The sequence below is a fragment of the Enhygromyxa salina genome, assembly GCF_002994635.1.
In the GTDB taxonomy this organism is placed as follows: Bacteria; Myxococcota_A; Polyangia; order Nannocystales; family Nannocystaceae; genus Plesiocystis; species Plesiocystis salina_B.
Window position 1 is genome coordinate 23,638 of record NZ_PVNL01000107.1, and the last position, 22,228, is coordinate 45,865.

Sequence of the window (22,228 nt, forward strand, 5' to 3'; positions counted from 1 at the left end):
CGAGACTCTCCATTGTCAACGCGACCGTCCCCGCAGAATTGTTGTGCATCGCGTTGATCGGCCGAGCGCCGTAATCTTTGCAGGCACCTATTTCTGTCGAGAGCATTGTTTGAATGAACGCCCCAAAACCCAGGCTCGAAACTGGCACTGACGCGCTCGCGCTATTGGTGGATCTGCAGGTCCCCGCGCGGCTGCTTCGCCACCATGAGCTCGTGCTCGAGGCTGCGATCGAGCTGACGGACGCGCTCGCTCGCAAGCTCGGAGCCCGCTTCGATGCGGGTGAGATCCAGATCGGCGCGGCGCTGCACGACGTCGGCAAGCTCGTGCATCCAGCGGAGCTCAGCGGACCCGGTCACGCCCATGAACTGGCCGGACGAGCGCTGCTGATCGACCGGCGCGTGCCCGAGCACCTGGCTCGATTCTGCATCACCCACGCGAACTGGAGCTCGCCGAGTCTCGCGCTCGAGGATCTGCTCGTCGCGCTCGCCGACAAGCTGTGGAAGGGCAAGCGCGTGATCGAGCTCGAGGATCGGGTGATCGAGCACCTCGCCCACCAGACGGCGCAACCGCGCTGGCGGGTGTTCGAGATCGCGGACGCGGTGTTCGAGCGCGTGGCCGCGGGGGCTGACTCGCGGCTGCGTCGCTCGGTCGAGCTGGGGTAGATTGGGGGCGGGCGCGGAACTCTCGCGGTACTATCGCGGTACTAAGGCAGCTCCATCCACGTGCCAGCAGTGGCCGGCTCGGGATCGAGGACGTACACGCGCTTGGGCACCAGTCCCGGGGTGTCGAGGTTGGCGTTGATCGGCTCGGGCTGCCAGCCGATCAAGTCGGTGCGGACGTCGCCCGTGGTCAGGTCGAAGCTGAGCTCGCCGGAGACACCCTTGAGATCGACCGTGCCCCCGACCGAGAGCGCGTTGACGGCGGTCTTGATGAAGGTCGTGTTGATCTCGGGGCCGAAGCTGATGAAGACGCCCTCTGGATCGACGAGCTTGCTCATCTGCGCGGCGATGTTGGCCCCGGTGATCGCCTGACCGTCAGGGATCGCGGCCATCGCGAACATCGTGACCAGCGCCGAGTCGTAGGCCAGCGACGAGGTCGAGATCGAGTTCGTCTCCATGAACTTGACCATGTAGCGGGTGTTGAACGCCGTGAAGTTCTGCTCGTCGAAGATGATCGGCGCGACCCCCTGAAGGATCGAGTACAGCAGCTGCTGGGTCATGTCCTCGTCGATGACGAGCGGGTGCTTGATCACGTCGACCATCGACGGGACCGCGCCGTGCGAGACCAAGAACTTTGGAAACGGCGGGGGCTGCATGACCGAGATCGCCTGCAGGTAGCCAAGCATGAACGCCTGGACCTCGCTGGTTCCGACCAGCACGATGACCTCTGGCGGGTTCGCGCCACCGTCGGTGAAGATCGTGTTGGCGATGTGATCGGCGACGTCGGCGATCGGATCGTTCGGATCCAGCTGCAGGTCGTAGGCGAACACGTCGGTGACGTTGACGCCCATGGTCTTGGCGTAGGCGTCGAGCGAGAGCGAGTTCCCGTACTCGTCGTTCTTGTTGAGGATCACGACGTTGTCGCCGGGCTCCGCGATCGCCTCGAGCCGATCGGCGATCGCCTCGGCCTGGTAGATGTCGCTGGCGATCGGGCGCCAGACCAGGTCGTCGTCGACGAGGTCGGTGATCTTCTTGCTGGTGCCGGTTGGGGTGATGGTGAACACCCCGGCGGGGATCGTGACCATCTCCGAGACGGCGATCACGGCCTCCGAGAACACGGGGCCGACGATCGCGGGCACGCACACGTTGTCGACGAGATGCTGGGCGACCTGCACGGCCTGGGTGCCGGCGACCGAGTCACAGGCGACCCATGCGATCTTCTCGCCGCCCGGGAGCTGGGCCTCTTTGTTGAAGTCCGCGATTGCGAGCTGCATCGAGTTTTGCAGCGGCAGCACCAGGGTGTCGAACGGCGGCGAGGTCGGCATGATCGAGCCGACGAACACGACGTTGTCCTGGGGGGTGTCGTTGGGCCACTTGACCAGCTGGCACTGGGGGGTCAGCGCGTTGACGCAGGTGCCGCTGCAGCCACACATCCAGTTCTCGTTGTGAAGGTCGACGCACTCCGTGTGGGTCGTGCAGGCCGCGTCGCCATCACCGTCGCCGTCGCCGTCGCCGTCACCGGTTGGATCGCCGTCGCCGTCGCCGTCGCCGGTCTCCGTGTCGGTGGCGGTGTCGTCGGCGACGCTGTCCTCGACGCAGGTGTTGTTCGCGACATCGCACACCCAGTCGCCCGTGAACTGGTCACAGTCGCTGTCGGTTTGACACTGAAGGAAGCCGCCGTCGCCGCCCAAGATCAGCGAACAGCCAGGCACGGCGATGGCCATGCCCAAGAACCCTACGCTCCAGCCAGTGAGGCGGGTGGCCCAAGCGGTGGACCATGACGCAGATTGACGTGAGGATGCGGTGAGGTCAGTCATGATAAGTTCTCCAGTGGCTAGAAACGCACGCGCAGGACACCACCGCCACCGCGGGGACCGAAGCTGGGGGTCAACGCGACGCGCGAGCTCTGCTTGGGTTTGCTGAAGCCCACCGCGACCAGGATCACGCCGGTCAGCAGCACCGCACCTCCCACGCCCAACAAGATGTCAGCGGTCAACGCCTTGGTCTTGGCGCTGTCGAGCAGCGGTTGGTTGTCACCGGGCGACTCGGCCTCGCCCGCTTTGTTGAAGTCACCCTGGGCCAGCCCGCCAACGACGGCGCCGCCGATCATCGCGGCCGCGCCGACGCCCGTGAGCCCAAACCCGGCCGCGCGCAGGACCTTGCGCTTGCGCTTGGCGTCTTCGTCGACGGGATCGGGCTGCGGCGGCGGCGGCTCGATCGGCTCGACCTCGGTGTCTGGCTTGGTCTCGGGCGGCTTCTCGGTGGTCTCTTGCAGGATCGCGCGCAGCACCTTGAGGCGGTCGAGCGCGGTCTCGCGGGAGGTGAGATCGACGCCGGGTTGCTTGACGAATTTGGCGTAGTACTCGACGGCCTTGTCGAGGTTGCCCGCCTCTTCATGGACGCGGCCAATGTTGAACAGGAAGTTGGGCTGAGGGTCGACCGCGTAGGCCTGCTCGAACAGCGCGACGGCGCCGTCGTAGTCCTTGGCCTGAAATTTCACGATCGCTTGGTCGCTGAGCTCTTCGGCCTCTGACTTGCGCTCTTCTTCTTCGGTGGGGGCGTCCTGTTCGGGAGCGGGGGTCGCCGCGGGGGCCGCCAACGCGACGGTCGAGCCCAACGCGAGCGAGAGAGACAAGGTAATGGAGGACAGCGCGGACAGCAGCGGGGTCACGGGGATCATTTGTTCTTTCCGGCGGGCAGGAACGGCCCGCTGTCTTTGTTCGATTTCTCGGGCGGCAAGAAGGGGCTCTTGGAGTCGGGCTTCGGCTCCGGCTTCGGCTCCGGCTTCGGCTCGGCCTCGGCGGGGGTCGGGGCGGTGACCGGCTTCTTGGTGGTGTTCGTCGGCTTGGGCTTGTCAGCCTCGCTGGTGACCGGCGTGAGCGTGAAGTCGATCGGGGGGTTGTCGCCAGCCTTGACCTCGATCTCGCGCTCCCAGGTCTCGTAGCCCTTCGCGCTGATCGTGATCGTGTGCTTGCCGACGGGCAGCGGCTTGCCGTAGGGCGTGTTGCCGGCTGGCGAGCCGTCGATCAGGAGATCAGCCGGGGGCACCGTGGAGATCTGCAAGAGCCCGTTGTCTGCGCCGATCGAGGCCTGCAGCTCGGCGATGCGCTTGCGGGCCTCCGCGTTGGAGGCGTCGACGTCGAGCACCGCTTGATAGGCCGAGATCGCCGCCCCGGTGTTGCCCTCTGTGTCGAGCGACTTGGCGGTAGTCATGAGCCGACCGACCTCGATCTGTTTGTCGAGGTGGGTGACCGTGCCGGACAGGTTGGGCGCGTCGGCGAGCTGGCCGCGAACGGGATCGAGCTCGCGCGCGGCCGCGTCGAAGTCACCCTCGCTGACGAGCTGCTTGGCCGAGGCGATCGCGGCCTCGAGCTCGGCGGTGTTGGAGGCGACCGGCGCGGTGTCGGGCGGGGTCTCGTCCTTGTTGCCTGAAGAGTTGGACAGCAGCATGGCGCCCAGGCCGAGCAGCGCGGCCACGGCCACCCCGCCCACGATCCAGATCAGCTTGCCCTTGGCCGGGGGCTCGGGGACGAAGGTCTGGCTGGGGCTCGCGGAGCCGGCCTGGACCCGCACGGTGCTGCCGCTGCTGAGGTCGTCGTGATCGGCGTGCTCTTGGACCTGCATGTAGGTCGCGGTCTGGCCGGTCGGGGCGTTGAGCGCCGCGGTCGAGAGCGCCGAGATCGCGACGTGCTCGGCGGTCTCGCTGACCGCGGGGAGCTTGAACATCGCCATGGGCACGCAGTCGATCAGCTTCTCGACGATCTCGTTGGCGTCGCGCGGGCGCTGGTCCGGGTCCTTCTCGAGGCAGTCGTGGATCAGGTGCACGAGCTCGTCGGGGACCTCGTGGTTGTCGGGCAGGACCTCGGACAGCGGGGTCGGGAACTCGTGGACGTGCTTGTAGAGCAGCGTCGTGTCGTTCTCCGCTTCGAACGGCATGCGGCCCGAGAGCATCTGATAGAACAGCACGCCGAGCGCGTACACGTCGACGCGCAGATCGATATCGAGGCCCTTGATCTGCTCGGGCGAGAGATAGCCCGAGGTGCCAATGAAGTGCTGCTTGGTGATGTCCTCGTCACCCTCGAGCATCTTGGCGAGCCCGAAGTCGATGATCTTGACGAAGTTGGCCCGGCCCTTGCGCTCGCACAGCATCACGTTGCCGGGCTTGATGTCGCGGACCATGAGGTCGCGCGAGTGGGCGTGGCCGACCCCCTTGAGGATCTGCGCCGCGATCGGCACGAAGTCGGCGAGCGACAGCCGGCCCTTGCGCGCCAGAAAGTCGCTGAGCAGCTCGCCGTCGACGTACTCCATCACGATGTACGCCCGGCCGCCCTCGCGGCCGTAGTCGAACATCTCGACGATGTTGGAGTGACGCAGGCCGTCGAGCCGCTTGGCCTCGCGCTCGAACCGAGCCATCGCCTGGGGCTGCTGGGCCAGCGGCGGGGCGATCATCTTGACGACCAGATCGTGGGCCGCGGCGTCGCCGTCGGTCGCGGTCGCCGAGTACACGTGGCCCATGCCCCCGCGCCCGATCAGTCGCTCGACGGTATACTTGCCACCAAGAGTTTGGCCGATCAACGGATCGCCGCTGGCGTCCAGGTTCATACTGCTAGACATCACCATTTGAATTGTCGCTCCACTCGTGATCCGACAGGGACTGCCCCCATGGGCTCAGAGACCTCAGAGACCTTGTCGAGTTGGCGGAGAGTCGTCATGAGATGGGGGGCGGTTGCGATCGCTGCCGTCGGCGCCGCTCGTGTGGCGCGACTCCAAGCCAACCGGAGCTTGCGGCTGGTCTGTCGGGGGTGCAGTGCGGGGCCTGACAGGAGAACCTCGATCGAGGGCTTCGCGTGGCTGTCATTTTGCGGCACCAGCACTCTATTCTACAAGGAAAATCCCTATTTGGGGTGGAGGCCCAGGATCGGCTCCGACAGCAAAGCCTGCTGTGCCGAGGCTGGTTTGGAGCTATGGCAGGTTGGCGCAGGGACCAGACTGATCTGCGGGTCGCTCGCATGAGGCCGTGCAGGAGTTCACCGGGCGGGACCAGCAAACAGTGTTCTTTCGAGGTGCCCGGCCGTGACCTAGAACCCATCACCACCCCGCGAGATCTCGTGTCCGCCGAGTCCGCGCTCTAGTGGCTAGAGCCGAGCGAAGCCCAATGGCATCGGCCAGATCTGCAGCCAGATTCCGCCCCGGACCTCACTCGGCGCAGTTCGCTGCGCCAAGCGCTCCTGGGCAGTGGAGATTAGGTCCCCAGGTCGCGGTCTTCTTCTTCGGTGCTGGCGATCTGGTTGAGGATCCCGAGCATCGAGACCAGCTCGGCCTGCATCTCGAGCGCGCTCGCGTGCCGCTGGCTTGGATCCTTGGCGCAGGCTCGGGCGGCGAAGTCGTCGACCGCCGCCGCCAGCTCGGGCGGGGTGTTCTCTGGCATGTAGAGGCTGGGTGGCTCGAACTCTTTTTTGACCTGCAGCGCGAGCAGCTTGGTCGCCGGGAGATCGAAGTGCTCCTCGACGGGGTGGCGCGTGGTCACGACCTCATAGAACGTGACGCCGAGCGCGTACAGATCTACGCGGTGATCGATGCGACCGTTGATGACCGCCTGCTCCGGGGCCATGTAGCGGGGATCGCCCGTGATGTGGGTGTGCAGCTCGAGCGGGCCGCCGTACTCGCGGGCGATGCCAAAGTCGATCAGCTTCACGATCACCAGGCGCCGGTCGTAGGCGTCGCGGGTGATGAAGATGTTCTCGGGCTTGATGTCGCAGTGGGCGATGTTGCGGGTGTGGATGTAGTGCAGCGCGTCGAGGGTCTGCGTGAAGATGTCGATCAGGACCCGGAACGAGATGTAGCGGCGGCGGGCGAGCACGTCGCCGACGTCGTTGCCGCGCAGGTACTCCATGGCGAACCACTGAAACGCCTCGGAGTGGCCGACCTCGAGCACGCGAACCAGGTTGGGGTGCGAGAAGTTGGCGGCGATCACGGCCTCCCGGTGGAAGCGCGACTGCTCGCTCTCGGGCACGTCGGGCTTGAGCACCTTGAGCGCGACGTAGCGATCCATGGTGGGATCGTAGGCCTTGTAGATCTTGCCCATCCCGCCCTCGCCCAGCCGCTCGACCACCTCGAAGCGCTTTTGCTGGATGACGGACGTGCCGGGCGGCAGATCACCACCGGCCATGGCTTGTGCCATTGCGTTCGCCTGCGCCTGCGCCTGCGCCAACGCATTCGCCTGGGCCTGGTCGAGTGTGCTTGGCTGGCCAGCCTGGGGTGACGCCAGCCCGATCCTGGCCGTCACGTGATCCGTTCGCGGATCTGCCACGGACCGCGAGCCTATCATGTGTCGACCCGGTCCAAGACAAAACCCGACCCAAAACTCGACCAATCAGCGCAGAGAGTCCAGCAGCGCGCGAAAGTCGTCAGGGAGCGGATCTTCGAACCGGAGCATCCGCTCGTTGACGGGGTGGTGAAACCCGAGGCTGGCGGCGTGCAACATCGGCCGCAGGGCCTCGACCCTGGCGGGGCGCTTGGGCGCGGGCCCACCTGGCGGGGATCGATGGCCACGCCCGTACACCTGTTCACCCACCAGGGGGTTTCCGGCCTCGGCGAGGTGGATGCGGATCTGGTGCTGGCGGCCGGTCTCGAGCCGGCACGAGACAAGCGTGATCTCACCAAACGGACCGCTCAGCCGGGTCTCGACCCGGACCTTGGTGATCGCTCGCTTGGCGGCCTTGGGCGGGTTGCGACCCCGCCACGATCCACGCAGGCCGTCGCCGCGGTCGGGGATCAAGAAGCTGTCGTGGACCGCGGCCTCGGCCCGGCCGTAGACCAGGGCGACGTAGCGGCGCTCGACGGTGTGGGCCCGAAACTGGGCCTCGAGGCCCTTGCGACCGGCGCGGGTGCGGGCAAACACGAGCAGCCCGGTCGTGTCTTTGTCGAGCCGCTGGACGACCCCCAGCAGATCGCGCTTGTCGGACTTGTGTGCGTCGTCGTCCGAGCCCCGCTCGCGCAGGGCTTGACGGGTCCGCTCGATCAAGGTGTCGCGGTCGTCGCGATCGTCGAACGGGACGCTCAACAACCCAGCCGGCTTGCGGACCACGACCACGTCTCGATCGACGTGGATCAATCGCTCGCGCTCGAGCACGGGCGCCTGTCGACGCTGGGCCGTGGGGTTGACTTCGACGAGCGCGCCAGCGGACACCCGCGCGGCGGGATCGAAGCGCAGCGCGCCGCCGACCTTGACCCGACCGTTGCGGACCAGGTCGCGCGCACGACTCCACGCCAGGCCGTCCATCAGCTCGCGCACGAGCGCGGCGAGGGTCGACTCGTGCTGGTCATCGCTGACCACGAGCTGGCGCGGGCTGTCGTCCAAGGTGGCTCTACTACCCCGAGTTGGACGGCTTGAACAGCGCGACCTGGCCAGCGTGGCCTGGCCCCGCCGGGTATTGCGGGAGGTCGGCGCGTGTCGCGGCAGGTCACCACCGGATCGGAAACCGCAGCGCGAGATCACCAGCGCCGCTGGACCCGCTCGCGCCATGCTCGAGCAGCTCGAGCAGCTCGAGCAGCTCGAGCAGCTCGAGCAGCTCGAGGTCGACCTCGGCGTCGGCGCCCGCGAGCGCGAAGCCACCCCGAATCCCACCGAGGTTGGCGAGCCCGAACAAGCTCGGCCGCGTGAACCCACCGCAGCCGTGCATGGTGAACACCGCCGAGAAGATCGGTCGCAGCACGGGGATGTCGGTCGCCTCGATCGCAAAGCTCGCCCAGTAGTTCACGAAGCCGGCCTCACCGAGGACATCGAACAAGGCCTGATCCAGGTCCATCATGTACTCCGCGTCCAGCCAGTCGGCGCGCGTGCACACGCGGATCTTTGCCCGCGTGCGCTCGGTGATCCGCCCCGCGATTGAGCGCCCCTGCAAGCTGGTGTCGGTCTCGATGCGCGCGAGAATGTCGTTGATCAATCCGGCCTTCAGCTCAACCACGAGAGGACTGTAGCGGTTGAGTCGACTGATTTGAAGACACGCATGGGTGCGATGTGATCGCAGGGTTGGAGTTCGAAGATAGCGAGCTTCTTGGGCGCGGGTCGCCGGTTGTCGCGCGACCTTCACAGGACCCGCCATGGCCCCGCCAACGGCGTTCTTTGCTGATCCATGCGAATCCGAGGTGCGCCCGCGCTGGCGTCGCTGCGGGCTCGCGGAGTGGGCGCGAACCATTGAATCAACATATGGCAATCGCGGCAATTTCGGAGAGAATCAATGTGCCCCACAAATACGCGGTTGCTCGTGATCGGGAGTTTGATTGTCAGCGCTGAAGGAGAAGGGCCTAGCCGACGAGCCGACAGTCCGCGCGACTGTCGGGGTAGAAATTTGCCTCGGCGCTGGCTGTGTCGTAGGTCTTTTTGCGACGGAGGACTTCATGCCTCACATGACGTTTCGAGAACGGCTCCTGCACTTCGCCAAGAACGCCGTCGACTACACCAAGTGGACCTTGGTGATCGGCGCCAGCAACATCGAGTCCAACGTCGAGAAGACTGGTGGTTGGAGCCAAGAGTCTGTGCTCCGCATGCGCCGGGCTCCCGTCAAGTGGGTGCACGGCGAGTGGCAGAACGTCGACATCGGGCCGGAGCTCGGAATGAACCAACCTGTCGTCGTCCCTCAGCTCGTGCGCGACAAGGACAAGGGGTTCGTCTACGATCTGCCTGGCCCGCTGAAGAAGCCCGACAAGTTCGATCGAGCGCATGTCCAGACGCTCGCCCGCCGGGCCACCGCCGCGCGGACCGGAAATTGCCAGGAGCACGCCGCGGTCGCCTACGGGTGGCTCTACGAGCACGCGCGCTTCGTGTCCAGTTGGACGTACATCAGCGTGCCCGACCACGCCTTCGTGGTGCTCAACCGCAACGACACGGAGAGCATGGGCAAGACCAAGGCCTTTCACTGGGGGGCGGAGGCGGTGCTCTGCGATCCCTGGGGTGGCTTCGTGTGCACCCAGCCTCAGCTCATGAGGGCCCAGGGAGAGACGGAGTACGCGCTCGAGGGTCACCGAGACGAGCAAGACATGAGCTTCGCCGCAATTCAGAAGTGGATTTGCGATCACGACGCCGAGGTCCACGCGCAAGAGTGGCGCATGTACATGCGCTTCGACTCGCCCAAGTTCTACTGACGCACTCTCGTGCCTCGACGTATGGTGCGATGCCGAGTCGGCGACGGCAGGGGCGGCCCCAGATGTGCCTGGCGTCGTGAATCCAAACGGATTGGCGCTTCAGCAGCCCGTGGTGCAATGCCTCACGCCCCCTCGCTTGGCCTTTTCGCCGAGGGCAGCGTTGCCGAAACTTGCAGTACACCCGGTACAGCTGCGTTTCGACGCCTCGCCCTCGACGAAAATTCCGGCGCGAGGAGCCGCGATGCATTGCACCACGGGCTGCTAGCAGCTCAACCATGCCTGCACGTCGTCGGCGAGCTCGCCTGGGTCGGGCTCGGCTTCGAGGCGGCGCAAGAAGGCGCGCAGCTGGGGGTCGTCGGCTTGGTGGCAGGGCGAGAGCTCCACGCTCAGACCCAAGAACTCGAGATACAGCTGCTCCCACTCGCTCGCTCGCAGCGCGCCACTTTGGACCTGGTCGCGGACCTGCGCGAGCGCGGCGGCGAAGCGAGGGGCTAGCTGCGCCCGCAAGATCCGTAGGTGGAGCAGGTCCGACGTCACCCACGCCCCGCTCGGCTCGCGGGCACGCTCGAGCGCCAGCGAACGCTCGATCGCTGCGCCTGCATCCTCGAGCCGGCCTGCGTTGAGGCTCACGCGCGCCCGCTCGTAACAGACGGCCTCGAGCTGGCGGCTGCTCGCCCCCGCTTCGACGGCCAGCTCCGCGATCGCGCGGGCCGCCTCGAGCTGGCTCAGCGCCTCCTCGATCGCGCCTTGTGACTCGGCGACGCCGGCCAGGCCCAGCCGAGTCGAGATCGAGCTGGGGTGGGCGCGGCCGTAGATGTGGGCCTTGAGCGCGAGGGCACGCTCGAAGTCGCGTCGCGCCCCCGCGAGATCGTTGGCGATGAGGCGCTGGAGGGCGAGGTTGTTGAGCACCGAGACCACGTGGGGGTGGGTCTCGCCGTAGGCTCGCGCGAGCACGTCGTAGGCGGCCTCGGATTCGACCACGGACTCGGCGTTGCGATCGAGGTTGCTGAGCACGACCGCCAAGTTCGCCCGGACTCGTGCCTCCTGGACCACGTGCGGGCCGTCGAGCGCGAGCAGCATGGCGAGCGCCTGACGCGAGCTGGACTCGGCGCGCTCGGGCTCGCCGGCCAGGTCCAGCGCAGTCGAGACGTAGTCGAGAAGCTCGACCTCGAGCAACGCCGCGCGCTCGCGGTCGCCGACCTGCCTCGCGTAGCCGAGGCCGAGCTGAGCGACCCGGGTGGCCGCGTTCGGGTGCTCGCGCAAGCTGGCGTCGACCCAGACGATCTGGGTCAGGGCACGCGCAGCCCACAGCGACGAGCCGGCCTCGAGCGAGGCCGTGAACGCGGCCTCGAGGGCGGCCTCGGCCGTCTCAACCTCGCCGACGCGGGCCGCAGCTCGACCGGCCAAGACTCCCGCCCAGGCGCGCGTGAGCGCGTCACCTTGGGCCTGTGCCTCTGTCCACAGCGCGCGCGCTTGGTCGGCGGCCTCGCCTGAGGCGGTGAGCTCGAAGAGCGTGTCGAAGCGCTGCAATCGGTCGCGCAGGTCCGAGAGTCTCGCGGCCTGGGCGGGGTCGAAGCGCGTGCCCAGCTGGGGCGCGGCCTCACAGTCTCCGCGCACCTCGAGCCGTGCCAGGAGCGGCGCGATCTGACCGAGTCGTTCGGCGTCGATGTCGAGCAAGCTCGCGTGCAGCGCCCGGAGAGCCTCGACCTCGCGCGCGAGGCAGCTGTCCTCGGCGAACAGCGCCCGCGCGAGGCCGCGATCGGCGTCGCGCTCACACTCGGCCACGCCAGCCTGGATCGCGGCCTCGTTCTCGCGCCGGAAGAAGGCGTCGGCGGCTGCGGCCGTGCTCGCGGCGAAGGGACGCTCGAGGCGCTGCAGGTGGAGGCCGAGCGCTCGCAGCTCGGCCTCGCTGAGCACCGGCTGCCCCGCTGCGGCGCACAGGTGCTGCGGGCGAGGACCTGGGCGAGCCGCGACGGCGGCCGCGAACGCGAGCGTGAGTCCCAGTCCCAGGGTTGCGCGGCGCCGGGTCGCGGGGGCCTGGCACACGGTCTCGAGCGTGGCCACGACCTGCTCGACCGAGGGCCGCGCGCTCGGATCGATCGCCAACATGCGCGCGACCGTGTGTCGGAGCGCTCGCGGGACCAGCCCAAAGCGCCCGCGGCGTGGGCAGCTGGGCTGCTCGGCCCCCGCCGCGACCCAGCGCGAGGTCGTGCCCGGGAACGGCGGCCTCGCGTAGACCGAGCGAAAGATCGTGACGCCGAGGGAGAAGATGTCGGAGGCCGGCGTGGCGTCGCCCCCATCGAGGAGCTCGGGCGCGACGAACAGTGGCGTGCCGCCGACGCTGCGTGTGCTCTCCTCGCTCGACGGGTCGGGCACGCTCGTCCGCCAGATCTCGGCCAGGCCGAAGTCGCCCAGATAGAAGCCGCCGTCGTCGGCGATCAGGATGTTGCGAGGCTTGATGTCACGATGAACGACGTCGTTGCGGTGGGCGGCCGCGAGCGCGCTGGCGATGGTGAGCAGCCCCCGCAGCAGCGACGGTAGAGCTGCCTGGTCGCTCTCGACCCATCGATCGAGGGACGCACCGGCAATGAACTGCATCGCGATGTAGACGAGGCCGGCCGACTCGCCGACCTCGTAGACGTCGACCACGTTGGGGTGAGGGACCGCGACGGCCGCCCGCGCCTCGGCGAGCAGCGCCTCCGCGCCGACGGTGTCGCTGCGGTCCGGCCGGACCAATTTGAGCGCGACCGTGCGCTGCAGCCGCGAGTCGTGGGCTCGGTAGACTCGGCCCATCCCGCCTTCAGCCACGAGCTCGATCTGCTCGTACTGACCCAGCGTGACTCGCTCGGCGGACTGGGCCCCAAACAAGCCCCGCGCGGCGATCGACTTGACACGCGCGCGCTCGAACGCGTCGAGGTCCCCCACGGGCGGCGCGGTCTCGTCAGACGTTCGGTTCGGCATCGAGGTCCTCGCTCGAATTTGGGGCCGACGCTGCTCGCAGCGCGGCGAGGCGCGCGGCCCATTCGCTGAGCTCGGTCGCCGTCGAGTCCACGACCTTGTCCTCGAACTCCCCGAGCAGCGTCCGCAGCTTCGCGCGCGCGCGGACCAGGCGGCTGCGGACAGTGTGGGGGCTGATACCCAGCACCACCGCGATCTCCTCACCCGCCAGCCCCTCCCAGTAATAGAGCTCGAGGATCGTCTGGGCGCTCAGCGGCAGCTGGCGCAGCGTCGCGAGCAGCACCTTGTTGTCCTGTTGGCGGGCGATCCAGGTGCTGGGCGAGACGCCGACATCCACGAGCGAGTCGACCTCGGGGTTGAAGCGGTCTCCCGCGCGGGCTCGAAAGTGATCGATCAGCAGGTTGCGCGCGATCGCCAGGAGGTAGCTACGCATGCCACAGTCCCCGCGAAACCGAGCTGCCGACTCGATGGCCTTGACGAAGGTCTGCTGGACGAGGTCCTCGGCGCCATGGTCGATCTTGCGCGACAAGAACCGAAAGACGCAGTCGAAGTGGCGCTCGAACAAGTCCTTGCCTGCGCTGGTGTCCCCGCGCTTCCAGGCGTCCATGAGGGCCAGGTCGTCCGACATCGGCCGCGACGTTAGCACGATGCTTCGTCTGTGTTCCCACTCGCCATGGGGGGACGGGCTCGGCCCCGGGATGATCCCACCTCGATGTTGGGATCGTGAGTCCTCGCCTTTTTTCCTCCCACCCGGGATCAATTTTCCAGCCACTCCGTCCCTGAAGAGGTGACCGTCGAACTGTCTCGTTTTGTCCGCCTCTCGATCCTCGGAACCGGCGTGGGCGCCTGTCTGCTTCTGGCCTCCGCCGCCGGGGCCACAGCCTCGCCCCCAGGCACGATCAAACCTGGTCCACTGGCGCCGCGACCCTCAGTCAAACCCAAGAACCCGACCCTCCCGGGTGGTCCGACCGAGGCCGCGAAGGTCGTGGCGATCGGGGCGTGCAGCAAGTGGTACGCGCCCCCGGCGAACGCACGCCGCCCGACCAAGGGCATGTGCACCGCGCCGCCCGAAGTCGGCCTGGGCAAGGTCAAGAAGAGCGGCAGCTCGAAGAGCTGGCTGAGTACGCACAACAAGTCGTTCAACTGTGGGAGCACCATGAGCTACGACGGACCGGACGGCCAGCCTGCCGTGGGCTTCCTGTGTCAGATCGCTGGGATGCCCGACACCGTCGTCACGCCTGCGGCCGGCATCGAGATGGACAGCCTGTCGAGCGCCACGCTCGGCGACTACATGTGTGGGTGCTACCAGGGCCATCGCACTGGCGATCACCCAGGCACGCGCGAGACTTGGTACGCCAAGGGCTGGTGGAGCTACCGCTTCGGCGGCCCCGATGATATGCGGAAGGGGCCGCTGCCCGAGTTCACCCTCGCCGAGCCGAGCTGGACCGAGCCAGGCACCAACCTGGTCTGGCGCCACAAACCGGGCTTCGTGATGTGGTTCGACACCAGCTTCAAGCGATTTCAGGCCAAGTGCACCTCGCTCGCACAACACGGGCTCGACGAACATGGCACGCAGGCCATCCGCAAAGAGGGGAAGATGAAGAGCTGCGGCCACGTCGGCGAGCCGAGCTGCGACGCTTGGATCGGCACCAAGGGCGCGACCCTGAGCTGTGGCCTGTCCGGCGCCACCGGGGACGACTGGACCGGGCGCACCGGCACCTGCGAGTGGATCGACCCCCCGCCGGGTGTGCAGGCGCGCAGCATCGAGATGCGCAGCTCTCCCGGCTCGAGCAACACGGTGCACGCCGACGACCTCGCGCGCTACGCCTGCGGCAGCTACCGCCTGCCCAACGCTTCGGGCAACCACGATCCCTTCCGCTACACCGGCTATCACTCGGTCGGCTTCACGGGCAGCGCCGCGCGCGAGACGTGGACCCCTTCGGGCAACGTCTGGATCTACGCCAAGCCCTGAACAGGCTGAATCATGACCTCGAACTCCGCTCTAGGGATCAAAATCAGCGGCGTGCTGGGGCTCGTCGGGGCCGGCCTGTACCTCGCCACCATGGTGGCCGCGCCGCCCCGAGGGCGGGGCTCGAGCTACATGTCCATGGTCCGGGATTGGAGCGACGCCCCGGCTTGGGGGATCCCGGTCCTGGTCCTGGCGATCGTGACGAGCGTCGCCGCGGCGATCATGTTCTTCGTGTCGTTGAGCCGGTCGCGGCAGGTCCCCGCGCGCGGAAGCGCGGACATCTCTGCGGAGGTCGCATCGCGCCCGCTGCCGTTCAGCGTGTGCGGTCACTGCCGCATCCTGATCGATCTACCTCACGCGTTTGCGTGTCCGCGCTGTGACAGCGCGACGACGACGGTGCGCGTCGACGCAGAAGCCGAACGCGGCATCGCGCTCGCGGCCCTCGGCTCTCGGCGCTGAGATCAGCGACCCGCCGCGGGCCGCGACCCGCGGACACTGGCGCGACGAGACCTGCGCCATGTTGCTGCTTCGGCGGCCCGAAGCGCTTAAAGCGCGGCCGCGACGAAAGACGTGCCGATGGCGTCGGCGTCCGGCGCTTCGTAGACTGGATCCCATGACCGATGCCGCGCGCACCATCCTCGACCAGGCGCTCTCGCTGGCAGACGAGGAGCGCCTGCGCCTCGCGGAGGCCCTGTTCGACAGCCTCCCCGCCGACGCCCAGGAGCAGATCGATCGGGCCTGGCGGGAGGAGGTTCTGCGCCGTATGGGCGAGGTTCGTCGGGGCGAGGTCGAACTCGAGTCCTGGAAAGACGTACGCCGCGCCGGACGCGAGGCCCTCGCACGCTGATGCGGCTGCGCTTCCATCCTCTTGCCCGCATCGAGTACGTGGAGGCGATCGTCTACCTCGAGCAGCGCCGCGAGGGCTACGGCGAGCGCTTCGAGGCTGAGGTCGACGCTGTCCTCGACCGCGCCCGACACTTCCCCCGAAGCGGCGCCCAGGTTCCCGGCTTCCCGTCCCAGGTGGATGTGCGCGCGTTCCCGCTGCGGGTCTTCCGCTACACGTTGATGGTGGGCTTCGAGGGTGACAGCGCCGTGGTCTACGCCGTCGCGCACCAACAGCGGCGGCCAAGCTATTGGAAGGACCGTGCCTGACCGACCCATTGGTGGTTGGCCAACTCGATCTCGGTGTACCGCCCCGGAGTGACCCGGCCCTCCGAATTCAATCACCTACACCCCTAACAACCAAATCCTAACTGCCCCCACGCCCTGCTAGGCTGTGGGCCGTGACGAGCGCCGCAGGAAGCCAGCCCGAGCAGCTCGAGCTCGGGGAGGAGCTCGGCGTCGGCGCCGTGGCCACGGTGTTTCGCGCGCACGATCGAGCCACGGGCCACCACTACGCGCTCAAGTTGCTGCACGACCGCAACGCCCGCGACCCCCGAGCCGCGCGACGCTTCACCCGTGAGGCCGAGCTCGCGCGGACGCTGAGTGATCCGCACATCATCGGTGTCTACGGGGCGATCGAGTTTCAGGGTCGACAGGCGCTGCTGATGGAGCTCGTCGACGGTCCGACGCTCGCCCAGATGTTGGCCACGGACGCCCCGCTGAGCGAGCGCCGCCTGCTCGTGCTCGCTCGTGGGATCGCCCGCGGGCTCTCGGTCGCGCACGCTGGTGGCGTCATCCATCGCGACCTCAAGCCCGCCAACGTCTTGATCGCCCAGCTGGGCGAGGCTGGCGAGACCGCCAAGATCGCCGACTTTGGGATGGCGCGGGCGACCAGCTTCGCGGGTGTCGACAGCGAGTCACTGACCGTGCTCGGGACCCCCGACTACATGGCGCCCGAGACCCTCGATCCGCTCGCTGTGGATCCGCGCACAGATCTGTACGCGCTGGGCTGCATCATGTCCGAGATGGCGTCCGGGCGGCCGCCGTTCTCGGCACCGACCCCGTTCGCCGTGCTCGACGCCCATCGCAAGCGCCCGGCGCCCAAGCTGCCCGAGGTGTTCTCGGACGGGCTGCGCGAGCTGGTCGCGGCGCTGCTGGCCAAGCAACAGAGCGACCGACCCCACGCCGCCTCGGCCGTGGTCGAGGCGATCGACGCGCTGCTCGCTGCTCCCCACGAGCGCGAGGTCACGGCGTTGGTCGCGAGCCCGCAGACGTTGGCCCGCGCGCGCCCGCGTGACCTGCTCGCGGCCGCGGCCGCGGGGCGCTGCGCTCGGTGTGGCGCGCCCGTGATCCACGGCGTGCGCGTGTGTCTGGAGTGCGGTCTGTTGCGCGTCACCGTCGAGCCCGGCAAGTGGACGGTGTTCGTCGTGGGCCCGGGTGCGGTCGGCGACAAGCTCGACAGCGTCCGCCGCGATGGTCTGCTGACGTGGCTGCGGGCCAACCCCGACGCGGGCCTCGAGATCGGCACCTTCGCCGAGCAGATCCCGCGTCTCCCGTTTCCGCTGGTGGTCCGGGTGTCCGAGCAGAGCGCTGGCGCGCTGACCGAGTCGCTCGCCCAGCTCGGCATCCACGCCCAGGCGCGGATCGGCGGCCGGTTCTCACACGGGCAGATGACCGAGAAGATGGCCCGGATCGGTGCGCGGCGCAGCAAGGTCGCGCTGCCGCTGCTGCTGGTCGGCCTGCCGCTCATGATCGTGCTGTTGATCTTCGCGCTGCCGCTGGTTCCCCTGTACGTGGGCGCGGTCGCGTGGTGGACCTCGAAGCCGGCCCTGCGGATCAGCGCGACCACCCGCGTCGCGCTGCCGCCCCTGGTCGACGAGCGGCTCCGCGAGGTCGAGCGGGTCTCGCCAAGCGTGAGCGCGCGTCACCGACCCGGACTGCGCGCCGTGGTCCAGCGCGTCATGGCGCTGCTCCACGCGACCCCCGAGACCGAGCGCGCCGAGGTCGACGCCGAGATGACCCACGCGCTCGCGGTTGCGACAGTGGGCACCCAGCGCATGAGCGAGCTCGACGCCATGGTCAGCCACCCTGACTTCGACGCCAGCGAGGCCGAGCACCGCTCGGATCTACAAGAGCGCGACATGTGGGCAGCCCGCATGTTGGAGCTGACCGCGACCCTCGACGCGCTGGTCGCCAGGCAGGCCGCCGCCCACCACGCCGCGCACGACTCACACGCCGAGCTCGACGACCTCCGCAACCGCGTCGAGGCCCTCGAAGAGGTCCACCGCCTCCAAGATCGAAGCGGATTGGGTTAGAAAAAAGCGGAGCGTTCCCCAGTCAGTCTGCCCTCGAGCCCGAGCGAAGCGAGGGTGGCGGAGCGCGCGGAGGCAAGAACAAGCGAAGCGTTCCCCAGTCAGTCTGACCTCGAGCCCGAGCGAAGCGAGGGTGGCGGAGCGCGCGGAGGCGAAGCCGAGCACGATCCGCGTCAGGCTGATTGGGGCAAAATAGCGAGCACGATCCGCGTCAGGCTGATTGGGGCAAAATAGCGAGCACGATCCGCGTCAGCCTGACTGGGGCAAAATAGCGAGCACGATCCGCGTCAGGCTGACTGGGGTAGAATACCTACATAATTGACTGGAGCTTCATGGCTACGCCCATGTCGCCGTCGACCTTGAGCTTGCCGGCCATGAACGCGGTCGTCGGTGCAAGGTCGCCAGCCATCATCGCCTCGAGATCCTCGAGCGAGAGGCCGATCGTGCAGTCGGCGTCCTTGTTGTCGTTGGACACCGTGTTGGGCTGCGCTTTGCCGTCGATGAAGACGACGCCGACCGTGCCCATGTCAAACTTGAGGGTTGCACCGAGCCCTGCGTCGTCCCCGACGCGGCCCTTGATCGTTTCAGTAACTGTCTCGAGACTCATGGCTTGGGTTCCTCTGGGCGCGAGTAAACCCCGTTACACGGCCTCGGTCAACTGACCGCAGGAGGCCTGTCGAGGCATATACAACCCCCGCGTCCCGGTGTAGATCCGCCGAGCTTTGTCCGAGCCCAACTCAACGAGCGTGTTGCGCAGCGCGCTGCTGGACCCGTTTGGTGGCCTCGCCGGTGACATGCTGGTCGGGGCGTTGGTCGATCTCGATCCCGAGCTCGAGGCGGCCCTGCGTGAGCCGCTGAGCTCGCTGGGTCTGCCCGGCTGGCGGCTCGACACCGCGGCTGCGATGCGGCGCCAGCTTGGCTGCGTGAAGGCGAGCTTCACGGTCCCCGACGAGGCCGATCATCGCCACCTCCCGGAGATCCGCGAGCGGATCGACGCGTCGTCGCTGCCGGCCCGGGCCAAGCAGCGAGCCGACGCGGCGTTCGTGCTGCTGGCCGAGGCCGAGGCCAAGGTCCACCGGATCTCGATCGACCGCGTGCACTTTCACGAGGTCGGGGCCGCGGACGCGATCCTGGACATCTGCGCGGTCAGCTTTGGGCTGGATCGCCTGGGGATCAGCGAGCTGCTTTGCGGTCCGCTGCCCGGTGGCTCGGGGACGATCGCGTGTGCACACGGTGACATGCCCTGTCCGGCGCCAGCGGTCGTGCACTTGCTCGAGGACTTCGTGGTGCTCGCGGGCGTCGGCGAGGGCGAGATGGTCACCCCGACTGGCGCCGCGCTGCTGCGGGCCTGGGGCCGACCGCTCGAGGCCGGCACGCTTGGCTACCGCACGCACGCCGTCGGCTACGGCGCGGGCACCCGGGCCAGCAGCGTGTTGCGGCTGACGGTGGTCGAGCCCGCTGCCGAGGCGAACGCCCACGATCAGTCTGTCTATCAGTCCGATTGGGTCTACGCGCTCGAGACCCACCTCGACGACGAGTCGCCCGAGCTGCTCGGGTGGGTGTCGGAGCGACTGTTCGAGCTCGGTGCGCTCGACGTCGCGTATGGGCCCGTGACCATGAAGAAGGGTCGGCCCGGGGTCGCGATGACGGTGCTGGTCTCGCCGCCGCTGCGCGAGCAGGCGGTCGCGACGATCCTGCGCGAGACCACGGCGCTCGGCGTCCGCGAGCAGCTGCTCGCGCGAACCACCTTGGCGCGAGAGATCACCACCCTCGACACGCCGTGGGGGCCAGTCCGGATCAAGCACGCGGGCGGCCGCGACCGGCCGGAGTACGAGGATCTGGCCCGGATCGCCCGCGCCCGCGCGCTGCCGCTGCGCGAGGTCGCCGACGCTGTCGCGGCCCTGCTGATCGGACGGGCGCGCCAATGACCGCCGCGCTGACCCGACTCGAGCAGGTGATCCGCGGCTACGGACCCACGATCACGGCGTTCTCGGGCGGCGTCGACTCGACCCTGGTCGCGGTCGTCGCGGCGCGGGTCCACGGTGAGCGGGCGCTGGCGGTCACGGGGGTGTCGTCGTCGCTGGCCGGCAGCGAGCGCGAGCACGCCGTCGCGCTCGCGGCTGAGCTGGGGCTGCGCCATCGCCTGATCGACACCCACGAATTGGATCGCCCGGGCTACCGCCAAAACGCGGGGGATCGCTGCTACCACTGCAAGACCGAGCTGTTCGAGCGCCTGACCGCGCTCGCGCGCAGCGAGGGGTTTGCGAGCGTCGCCTCGGGCGACAACCTCGACGATCTGGGCGGACACCGACCGGGCTTGCTGGCCGCCAAGCAGCTCGCGGTCCGCAAGCCTCTGGTCGAGGCCGAGCTCGGCAAGTCGGGCATCCGCGAGCTCGCGCGACTGCTGGGGCTGCCCAATCATCAAAAGCCTGCGTCGCCGTGCCTGGCCAGCCGCGTGCCGGCCGGGACTCGGGTCGATCCTGCGGTGCTGGGCCGGGTCGAGCAGGCCGAGGCTGGGGTGCGCGCGCTCGGGTTCGAAGGATTTCGCGTGCGCCACCACGGTGAGCTCGCGCGGATCGAGCTGCCGATCATCGATCTCGAGCGGGCCCTGTCGCTGCGGGTCGAGCTGATCGCCGCGGTCAAGCGCGCGGGCTACTCGATCGTGACGATCGACCTCGCGGGGTTTCGCTCGGGCTCGCTCAACGTGCTGAGGTCTGCCAGTGAATGACGTGACGCCTCCCTCGACCGCATCGGCCCGCGCGATCATCGACGCGCTGCTCGACGGGCGCATCGATCGCGAGCAGGCGCTCGCCGACCTCGAGGCGCGCGGGGTCGAGCCGCGGGTCGAGAACCTGGACTGGGCTCGGATTGACCACGATCGGGCAGCGCGGCGCGGGTTCCCCGAGGTCATCTACGGCCCCGGCAAGACCACGGATCAAGTCCGCGAGATCTTCGTGCGCCTGGCCAGGCGCAACCCCAACGTGCTGTGCACCCGCACCACCGCGGCCGCTCACGAGGCGGTCCGCGAGGCGCTGGAGCCCGAGGCCCGCGCTGCGCTCCGGTTCGACGCGCAGGCCGGCCTGCTCTCGCTGCACGGGGACCAGCGGGTGCGCCAGCGCGGGACTCTGGTCGTGCTGTCGGCCGGGACCGCGGATCAAAAGGTCGCCAACGAGGCGCTGCGCTGCGCCGAAGTCCTGGGTAACCGGGTCGAGCGGCTCGCCGACGTCGGCGTCGCGGGCCTGCATCGACTGCTCGCCGAGCTGCCCACGCTCGAGCGGGCCAGCGTGATCATCTGTGTCGCCGGGTTCGAGGCCGCGCTGCCCTCGGTCGTGGCGGGGCTGGTCCACTGTCCGGTGATCGCGGTGCCAACCAGCACCGGCTACGGCGCGAGCTTTCAGGGTGTGACCGCGCTGCTGTCGTGCTTGACCAGCTGCGCCGCGGGAGTGTTGACGGTGAACATCGACAACGGATTTGGAGCTGCGTACGCGGCAACCTTGGTCAACCGACTGTCCGGCCCCGCGGATCCAGCTGACCCGGAGGCGAAGGTCTGATGCTGGCCGCGTTGACGGGGCTGTTGCTCGGCTGTTGGCACGTCGTCAGCGGGCCGGATCATCTGGCCGCGATCACCCCGCTGGCGACCGCCTCGGACAGCGAGCGGACCGGCGCGCGCGTGGGTCTGGCGTGGGGCCTGGGCCACGCGGGCGGGGTCTGGCTGGTCGGCCTGGTGCTGCTGGCGTTCGGGAGCCTGATCCCGCTGGAGCTGGTCGGCGTGTGGACCGAGCGGATCGTCGGCGTTGCGATCGTGGGCGTGGGCGTGTGGGGTCTGTGGCAGGTCCATCGGCCGGATCACGGCCATGACCATGTCGCCCACAGCGTGCACGGCCGCTCGGCGCTTGGAATTGGCCTGGTTCACGGCATCGCCGGCAGCTCGCACCTGTACGGGGTGCTGCCAGCGTTGGCGCTGACCTCGAGCGCGAGGGTCAGCTACCTCGCCGGCTTTGGCCTGGGATCGATCGTGGCGATGGGAGCGTTCGCGGGGCTGCTCGCGCTGATCGTCGGGCGGCTCCCGGGGTCCCGCGAGGTGGTCCGACGCTGGGCGCTGCTCGGCGCCTCGATCGTGGCGATCGCGGTTGGCGGGGCCTGGATCGCGCTGGGCGGCGGGTAGTCAGGGCGCGTCGTCGCGATTCAACCTCTTCACGTACCCCAAGGGGCAACGCAACGAGGATGTCGCCAAGGCCTACCTGCGGGGGTGCGTCACTCATCCACGCGCACAGTGAAGTGCAGACTGCTTGGCTGTCATCAAG

Annotated in this window: 20 protein-coding genes; 11 read left to right on the forward strand and 9 right to left on the reverse strand. The window is 68.3% G+C overall.

Features of this window, described 5'->3' with window-relative positions; genetic code table 11:
• Window positions 1-113 precede the first annotated feature (113 nt).
• Window positions 114-662 carry an HD domain-containing protein gene (locus tag ENSA7_RS26515; RefSeq protein WP_106092144.1) on the forward strand — a complete coding sequence of 183 codons (549 nt, stop codon included), beginning with the start codon at window positions 114-116 and terminating at the stop codon, window positions 660-662.
• A 41-nt stretch (window positions 663-703) separates the two neighbouring features.
• Here the strand turns inward: ENSA7_RS26515 and ENSA7_RS26520 are convergent, their stop codons facing one another.
• The 6 genes from ENSA7_RS26520 to ENSA7_RS44190 form a co-directional block, all read right to left on the reverse strand.
• Window positions 704-2,383, reverse strand: a complete 1,680-nt coding sequence (locus tag ENSA7_RS26520) for an ABC transporter substrate-binding protein (protein WP_181234132.1) — start codon at window positions 2,381-2,383, stop codon at window positions 704-706.
• A 110-nt stretch (window positions 2,384-2,493) separates the two neighbouring features.
• Window positions 2,494-3,339, reverse strand: coding sequence for a tetratricopeptide repeat protein (locus ENSA7_RS26530; protein ID WP_146158156.1), 846 nt, complete (start codon window positions 3,337-3,339; stop codon window positions 2,494-2,496).
• Entirely contained in the window at window positions 3,336-5,273 is a 1,938-nt protein-coding gene (locus ENSA7_RS26535) for a serine/threonine-protein kinase (protein ID WP_181234133.1), read from the reverse strand. The genes ENSA7_RS26530 and ENSA7_RS26535 overlap by 4 nt, the downstream gene beginning before the upstream one ends.
• A 628-nt stretch (window positions 5,274-5,901) precedes the next feature.
• Window positions 5,902-6,969, reverse strand: coding sequence for a serine/threonine-protein kinase (locus ENSA7_RS26540; protein ID WP_181234134.1), 1,068 nt, complete (start codon window positions 6,967-6,969; stop codon window positions 5,902-5,904).
• A gap of 63 nt (window positions 6,970-7,032) precedes the next feature.
• On the reverse strand, window positions 7,033-8,019 hold the full coding sequence (locus tag ENSA7_RS26545) for an RluA family pseudouridine synthase (protein ID WP_181234135.1): 987 nt from the start codon (window positions 8,017-8,019) through the stop codon (window positions 7,033-7,035).
• Between the two features lie 103 nt (window positions 8,020-8,122).
• Window positions 8,123-8,626: a hypothetical protein gene (locus ENSA7_RS44190; protein ID WP_181234136.1), complete on the reverse strand. Its 504-nt coding sequence runs from the start codon at window positions 8,624-8,626 to the stop codon at window positions 8,123-8,125.
• 442 nt (window positions 8,627-9,068) lie between these two features.
• Here ENSA7_RS44190 and ENSA7_RS26555 point away from each other — a divergent pair, with 442 nt between their 5' ends.
• Window positions 9,069-9,803 carry a hypothetical protein gene (locus tag ENSA7_RS26555; protein WP_106092151.1) on the forward strand — a complete coding sequence of 245 codons (735 nt, stop codon included), beginning with the start codon at window positions 9,069-9,071 and terminating at the stop codon, window positions 9,801-9,803.
• 261 nt (window positions 9,804-10,064) lie between these two features.
• Here ENSA7_RS26555 and ENSA7_RS26560 read toward each other — a convergent pair whose 3' ends face one another.
• Both ENSA7_RS26560 and ENSA7_RS26565 read right to left on the reverse strand, forming a co-directional pair.
• On the reverse strand, window positions 10,065-12,764 hold the full coding sequence (locus ENSA7_RS26560) for a serine/threonine-protein kinase (RefSeq protein WP_106092152.1): 2,700 nt from the start codon (window positions 12,762-12,764) through the stop codon (window positions 10,065-10,067).
• Window positions 12,745-13,389 carry an RNA polymerase sigma factor gene (locus ENSA7_RS26565; RefSeq protein ID WP_106092153.1) on the reverse strand — a complete coding sequence of 215 codons (645 nt, stop codon included), beginning with the start codon at window positions 13,387-13,389 and terminating at the stop codon, window positions 12,745-12,747. The genes ENSA7_RS26560 and ENSA7_RS26565 overlap by 20 nt, the downstream gene beginning before the upstream one ends.
• Before the next feature lie 159 nt (window positions 13,390-13,548).
• Here ENSA7_RS26565 and ENSA7_RS26570 point away from each other — a divergent pair, with 159 nt between their 5' ends.
• The 5 genes from ENSA7_RS26570 to ENSA7_RS26590 all read left to right on the forward strand — a co-directional run bounded on the left by ENSA7_RS26570 (window position 13,549) and on the right by ENSA7_RS26590 (window position 17,927).
• Window positions 13,549-14,733 carry a hypothetical protein gene (locus ENSA7_RS26570; protein WP_146158158.1) on the forward strand — a complete coding sequence of 395 codons (1,185 nt, stop codon included), beginning with the start codon at window positions 13,549-13,551 and terminating at the stop codon, window positions 14,731-14,733.
• A 12-nt stretch (window positions 14,734-14,745) separates the two neighbouring features.
• Window positions 14,746-15,189, forward strand: coding sequence for a hypothetical protein (locus tag ENSA7_RS26575; RefSeq protein WP_146158159.1), 444 nt, complete (start codon window positions 14,746-14,748; stop codon window positions 15,187-15,189).
• A 154-nt stretch (window positions 15,190-15,343) separates the two neighbouring features.
• Complete coding sequence (locus ENSA7_RS26580; RefSeq protein ID WP_181234137.1) at window positions 15,344-15,577, forward strand: addiction module protein; 234 nt, start codon at window positions 15,344-15,346, stop codon at window positions 15,575-15,577.
• Window positions 15,577-15,882 (forward strand): hypothetical protein, encoded by a 306-nt coding sequence (locus ENSA7_RS26585; protein ID WP_106092157.1) that lies wholly within the window; start codon window positions 15,577-15,579, stop codon window positions 15,880-15,882. Before ENSA7_RS26580 ends, ENSA7_RS26585 begins: the two co-directional genes overlap by 1 nt.
• A 131-nt stretch (window positions 15,883-16,013) precedes the next feature.
• Window positions 16,014-17,927, forward strand: coding sequence for a serine/threonine-protein kinase (locus ENSA7_RS26590; protein ID WP_146158160.1), 1,914 nt, complete (start codon window positions 16,014-16,016; stop codon window positions 17,925-17,927).
• Window positions 17,928-18,234: 307 nt separating this feature from the next.
• Here ENSA7_RS26590 and ENSA7_RS26595 read toward each other — a convergent pair whose 3' ends face one another.
• Window positions 18,235-18,531 carry an SCP2 sterol-binding domain-containing protein gene (locus tag ENSA7_RS26595; protein ID WP_106092159.1) on the reverse strand — a complete coding sequence of 99 codons (297 nt, stop codon included), beginning with the start codon at window positions 18,529-18,531 and terminating at the stop codon, window positions 18,235-18,237.
• Window positions 18,532-18,646: 115 nt separating this feature from the next.
• On the opposite strand from ENSA7_RS26595, the gene larC reads away from it, so the two are divergent.
• Genes larC through ENSA7_RS26610 form a run of 4 tightly spaced genes read left to right on the forward strand, consistent with a single transcriptional unit; the run spans window position 18,647 to window position 22,089 of the window.
• A complete protein-coding gene (gene larC / locus ENSA7_RS26600) occupies window positions 18,647-19,852 on the forward strand; it encodes a nickel pincer cofactor biosynthesis protein LarC (protein WP_106092160.1) in 1,206 nt (401 codons plus the stop codon).
• Complete coding sequence (gene larE, locus ENSA7_RS44195; protein WP_181234138.1) at window positions 19,849-20,652, forward strand: ATP-dependent sacrificial sulfur transferase LarE; 804 nt, start codon at window positions 19,849-19,851, stop codon at window positions 20,650-20,652. Before larC ends, larE begins: the two co-directional genes overlap by 4 nt.
• A complete protein-coding gene (gene larB / locus ENSA7_RS44200) occupies window positions 20,645-21,475 on the forward strand; it encodes a nickel pincer cofactor biosynthesis protein LarB (RefSeq protein ID WP_244923917.1) in 831 nt (276 codons plus the stop codon). The genes larE and larB overlap by 8 nt, the downstream gene beginning before the upstream one ends.
• A complete protein-coding gene (locus ENSA7_RS26610) occupies window positions 21,475-22,089 on the forward strand; it encodes a High-affinity nickel transporter (protein WP_106092161.1) in 615 nt (204 codons plus the stop codon). Before larB ends, ENSA7_RS26610 begins: the two co-directional genes overlap by 1 nt.
• The last annotated feature ends 139 nt before the right edge of the window (window positions 22,090-22,228 follow it).

Bases quoted from the DNA above. Each gene is read 5' to 3' on its own strand.
- ENSA7_RS26515 (WP_106092144.1), top strand. From the start codon at position 114: ATGAACGCCCCAAAACCCAGGCTCGAAACTGGCACTGACGCGCTCGCG.
- ENSA7_RS26520 (WP_181234132.1), bottom strand. From the start codon at position 2,383: ATGGCCATCGCCGTGCCTGGCTGTTCGCTGATCTTGGGCGGCGACGGC.
- ENSA7_RS26530 (WP_146158156.1), bottom strand. From the start codon at position 3,339: ATGATCCCCGTGACCCCGCTGCTGTCCGCGCTGTCCTCCATTACCTTG.
- ENSA7_RS26535 (WP_181234133.1), bottom strand. From the start codon at position 5,273: ATGTCTAGCAGTATGAACCTGGACGCCAGCGGCGATCCGTTGATCGGC.
- ENSA7_RS26555 (WP_106092151.1), top strand. From the start codon at position 9,069: ATGACGTTTCGAGAACGGCTCCTGCACTTCGCCAAGAACGCCGTCGAC.
- ENSA7_RS26560 (WP_106092152.1), bottom strand. From the start codon at position 12,764: ATGCCGAACCGAACGTCTGACGAGACCGCGCCGCCCGTGGGGGACCTC.
- ENSA7_RS26565 (WP_106092153.1), bottom strand. From the start codon at position 13,389: ATGTCGGACGACCTGGCCCTCATGGACGCCTGGAAGCGCGGGGACACC.
- ENSA7_RS26575 (WP_146158159.1), top strand. From the start codon at position 14,746: ATGACCTCGAACTCCGCTCTAGGGATCAAAATCAGCGGCGTGCTGGGG.
- ENSA7_RS26580 (WP_181234137.1), top strand. From the start codon at position 15,344: ATGACCGATGCCGCGCGCACCATCCTCGACCAGGCGCTCTCGCTGGCA.
- ENSA7_RS26585 (WP_106092157.1), top strand. From the start codon at position 15,577: ATGCGGCTGCGCTTCCATCCTCTTGCCCGCATCGAGTACGTGGAGGCG.
- ENSA7_RS26595 (WP_106092159.1), bottom strand. From the start codon at position 18,531: ATGAGTCTCGAGACAGTTACTGAAACGATCAAGGGCCGCGTCGGGGAC.
- larE (WP_181234138.1), top strand. From the start codon at position 19,849: ATGACCGCCGCGCTGACCCGACTCGAGCAGGTGATCCGCGGCTACGGA.
- ENSA7_RS26610 (WP_106092161.1), top strand. From the start codon at position 21,475: ATGCTGGCCGCGTTGACGGGGCTGTTGCTCGGCTGTTGGCACGTCGTC.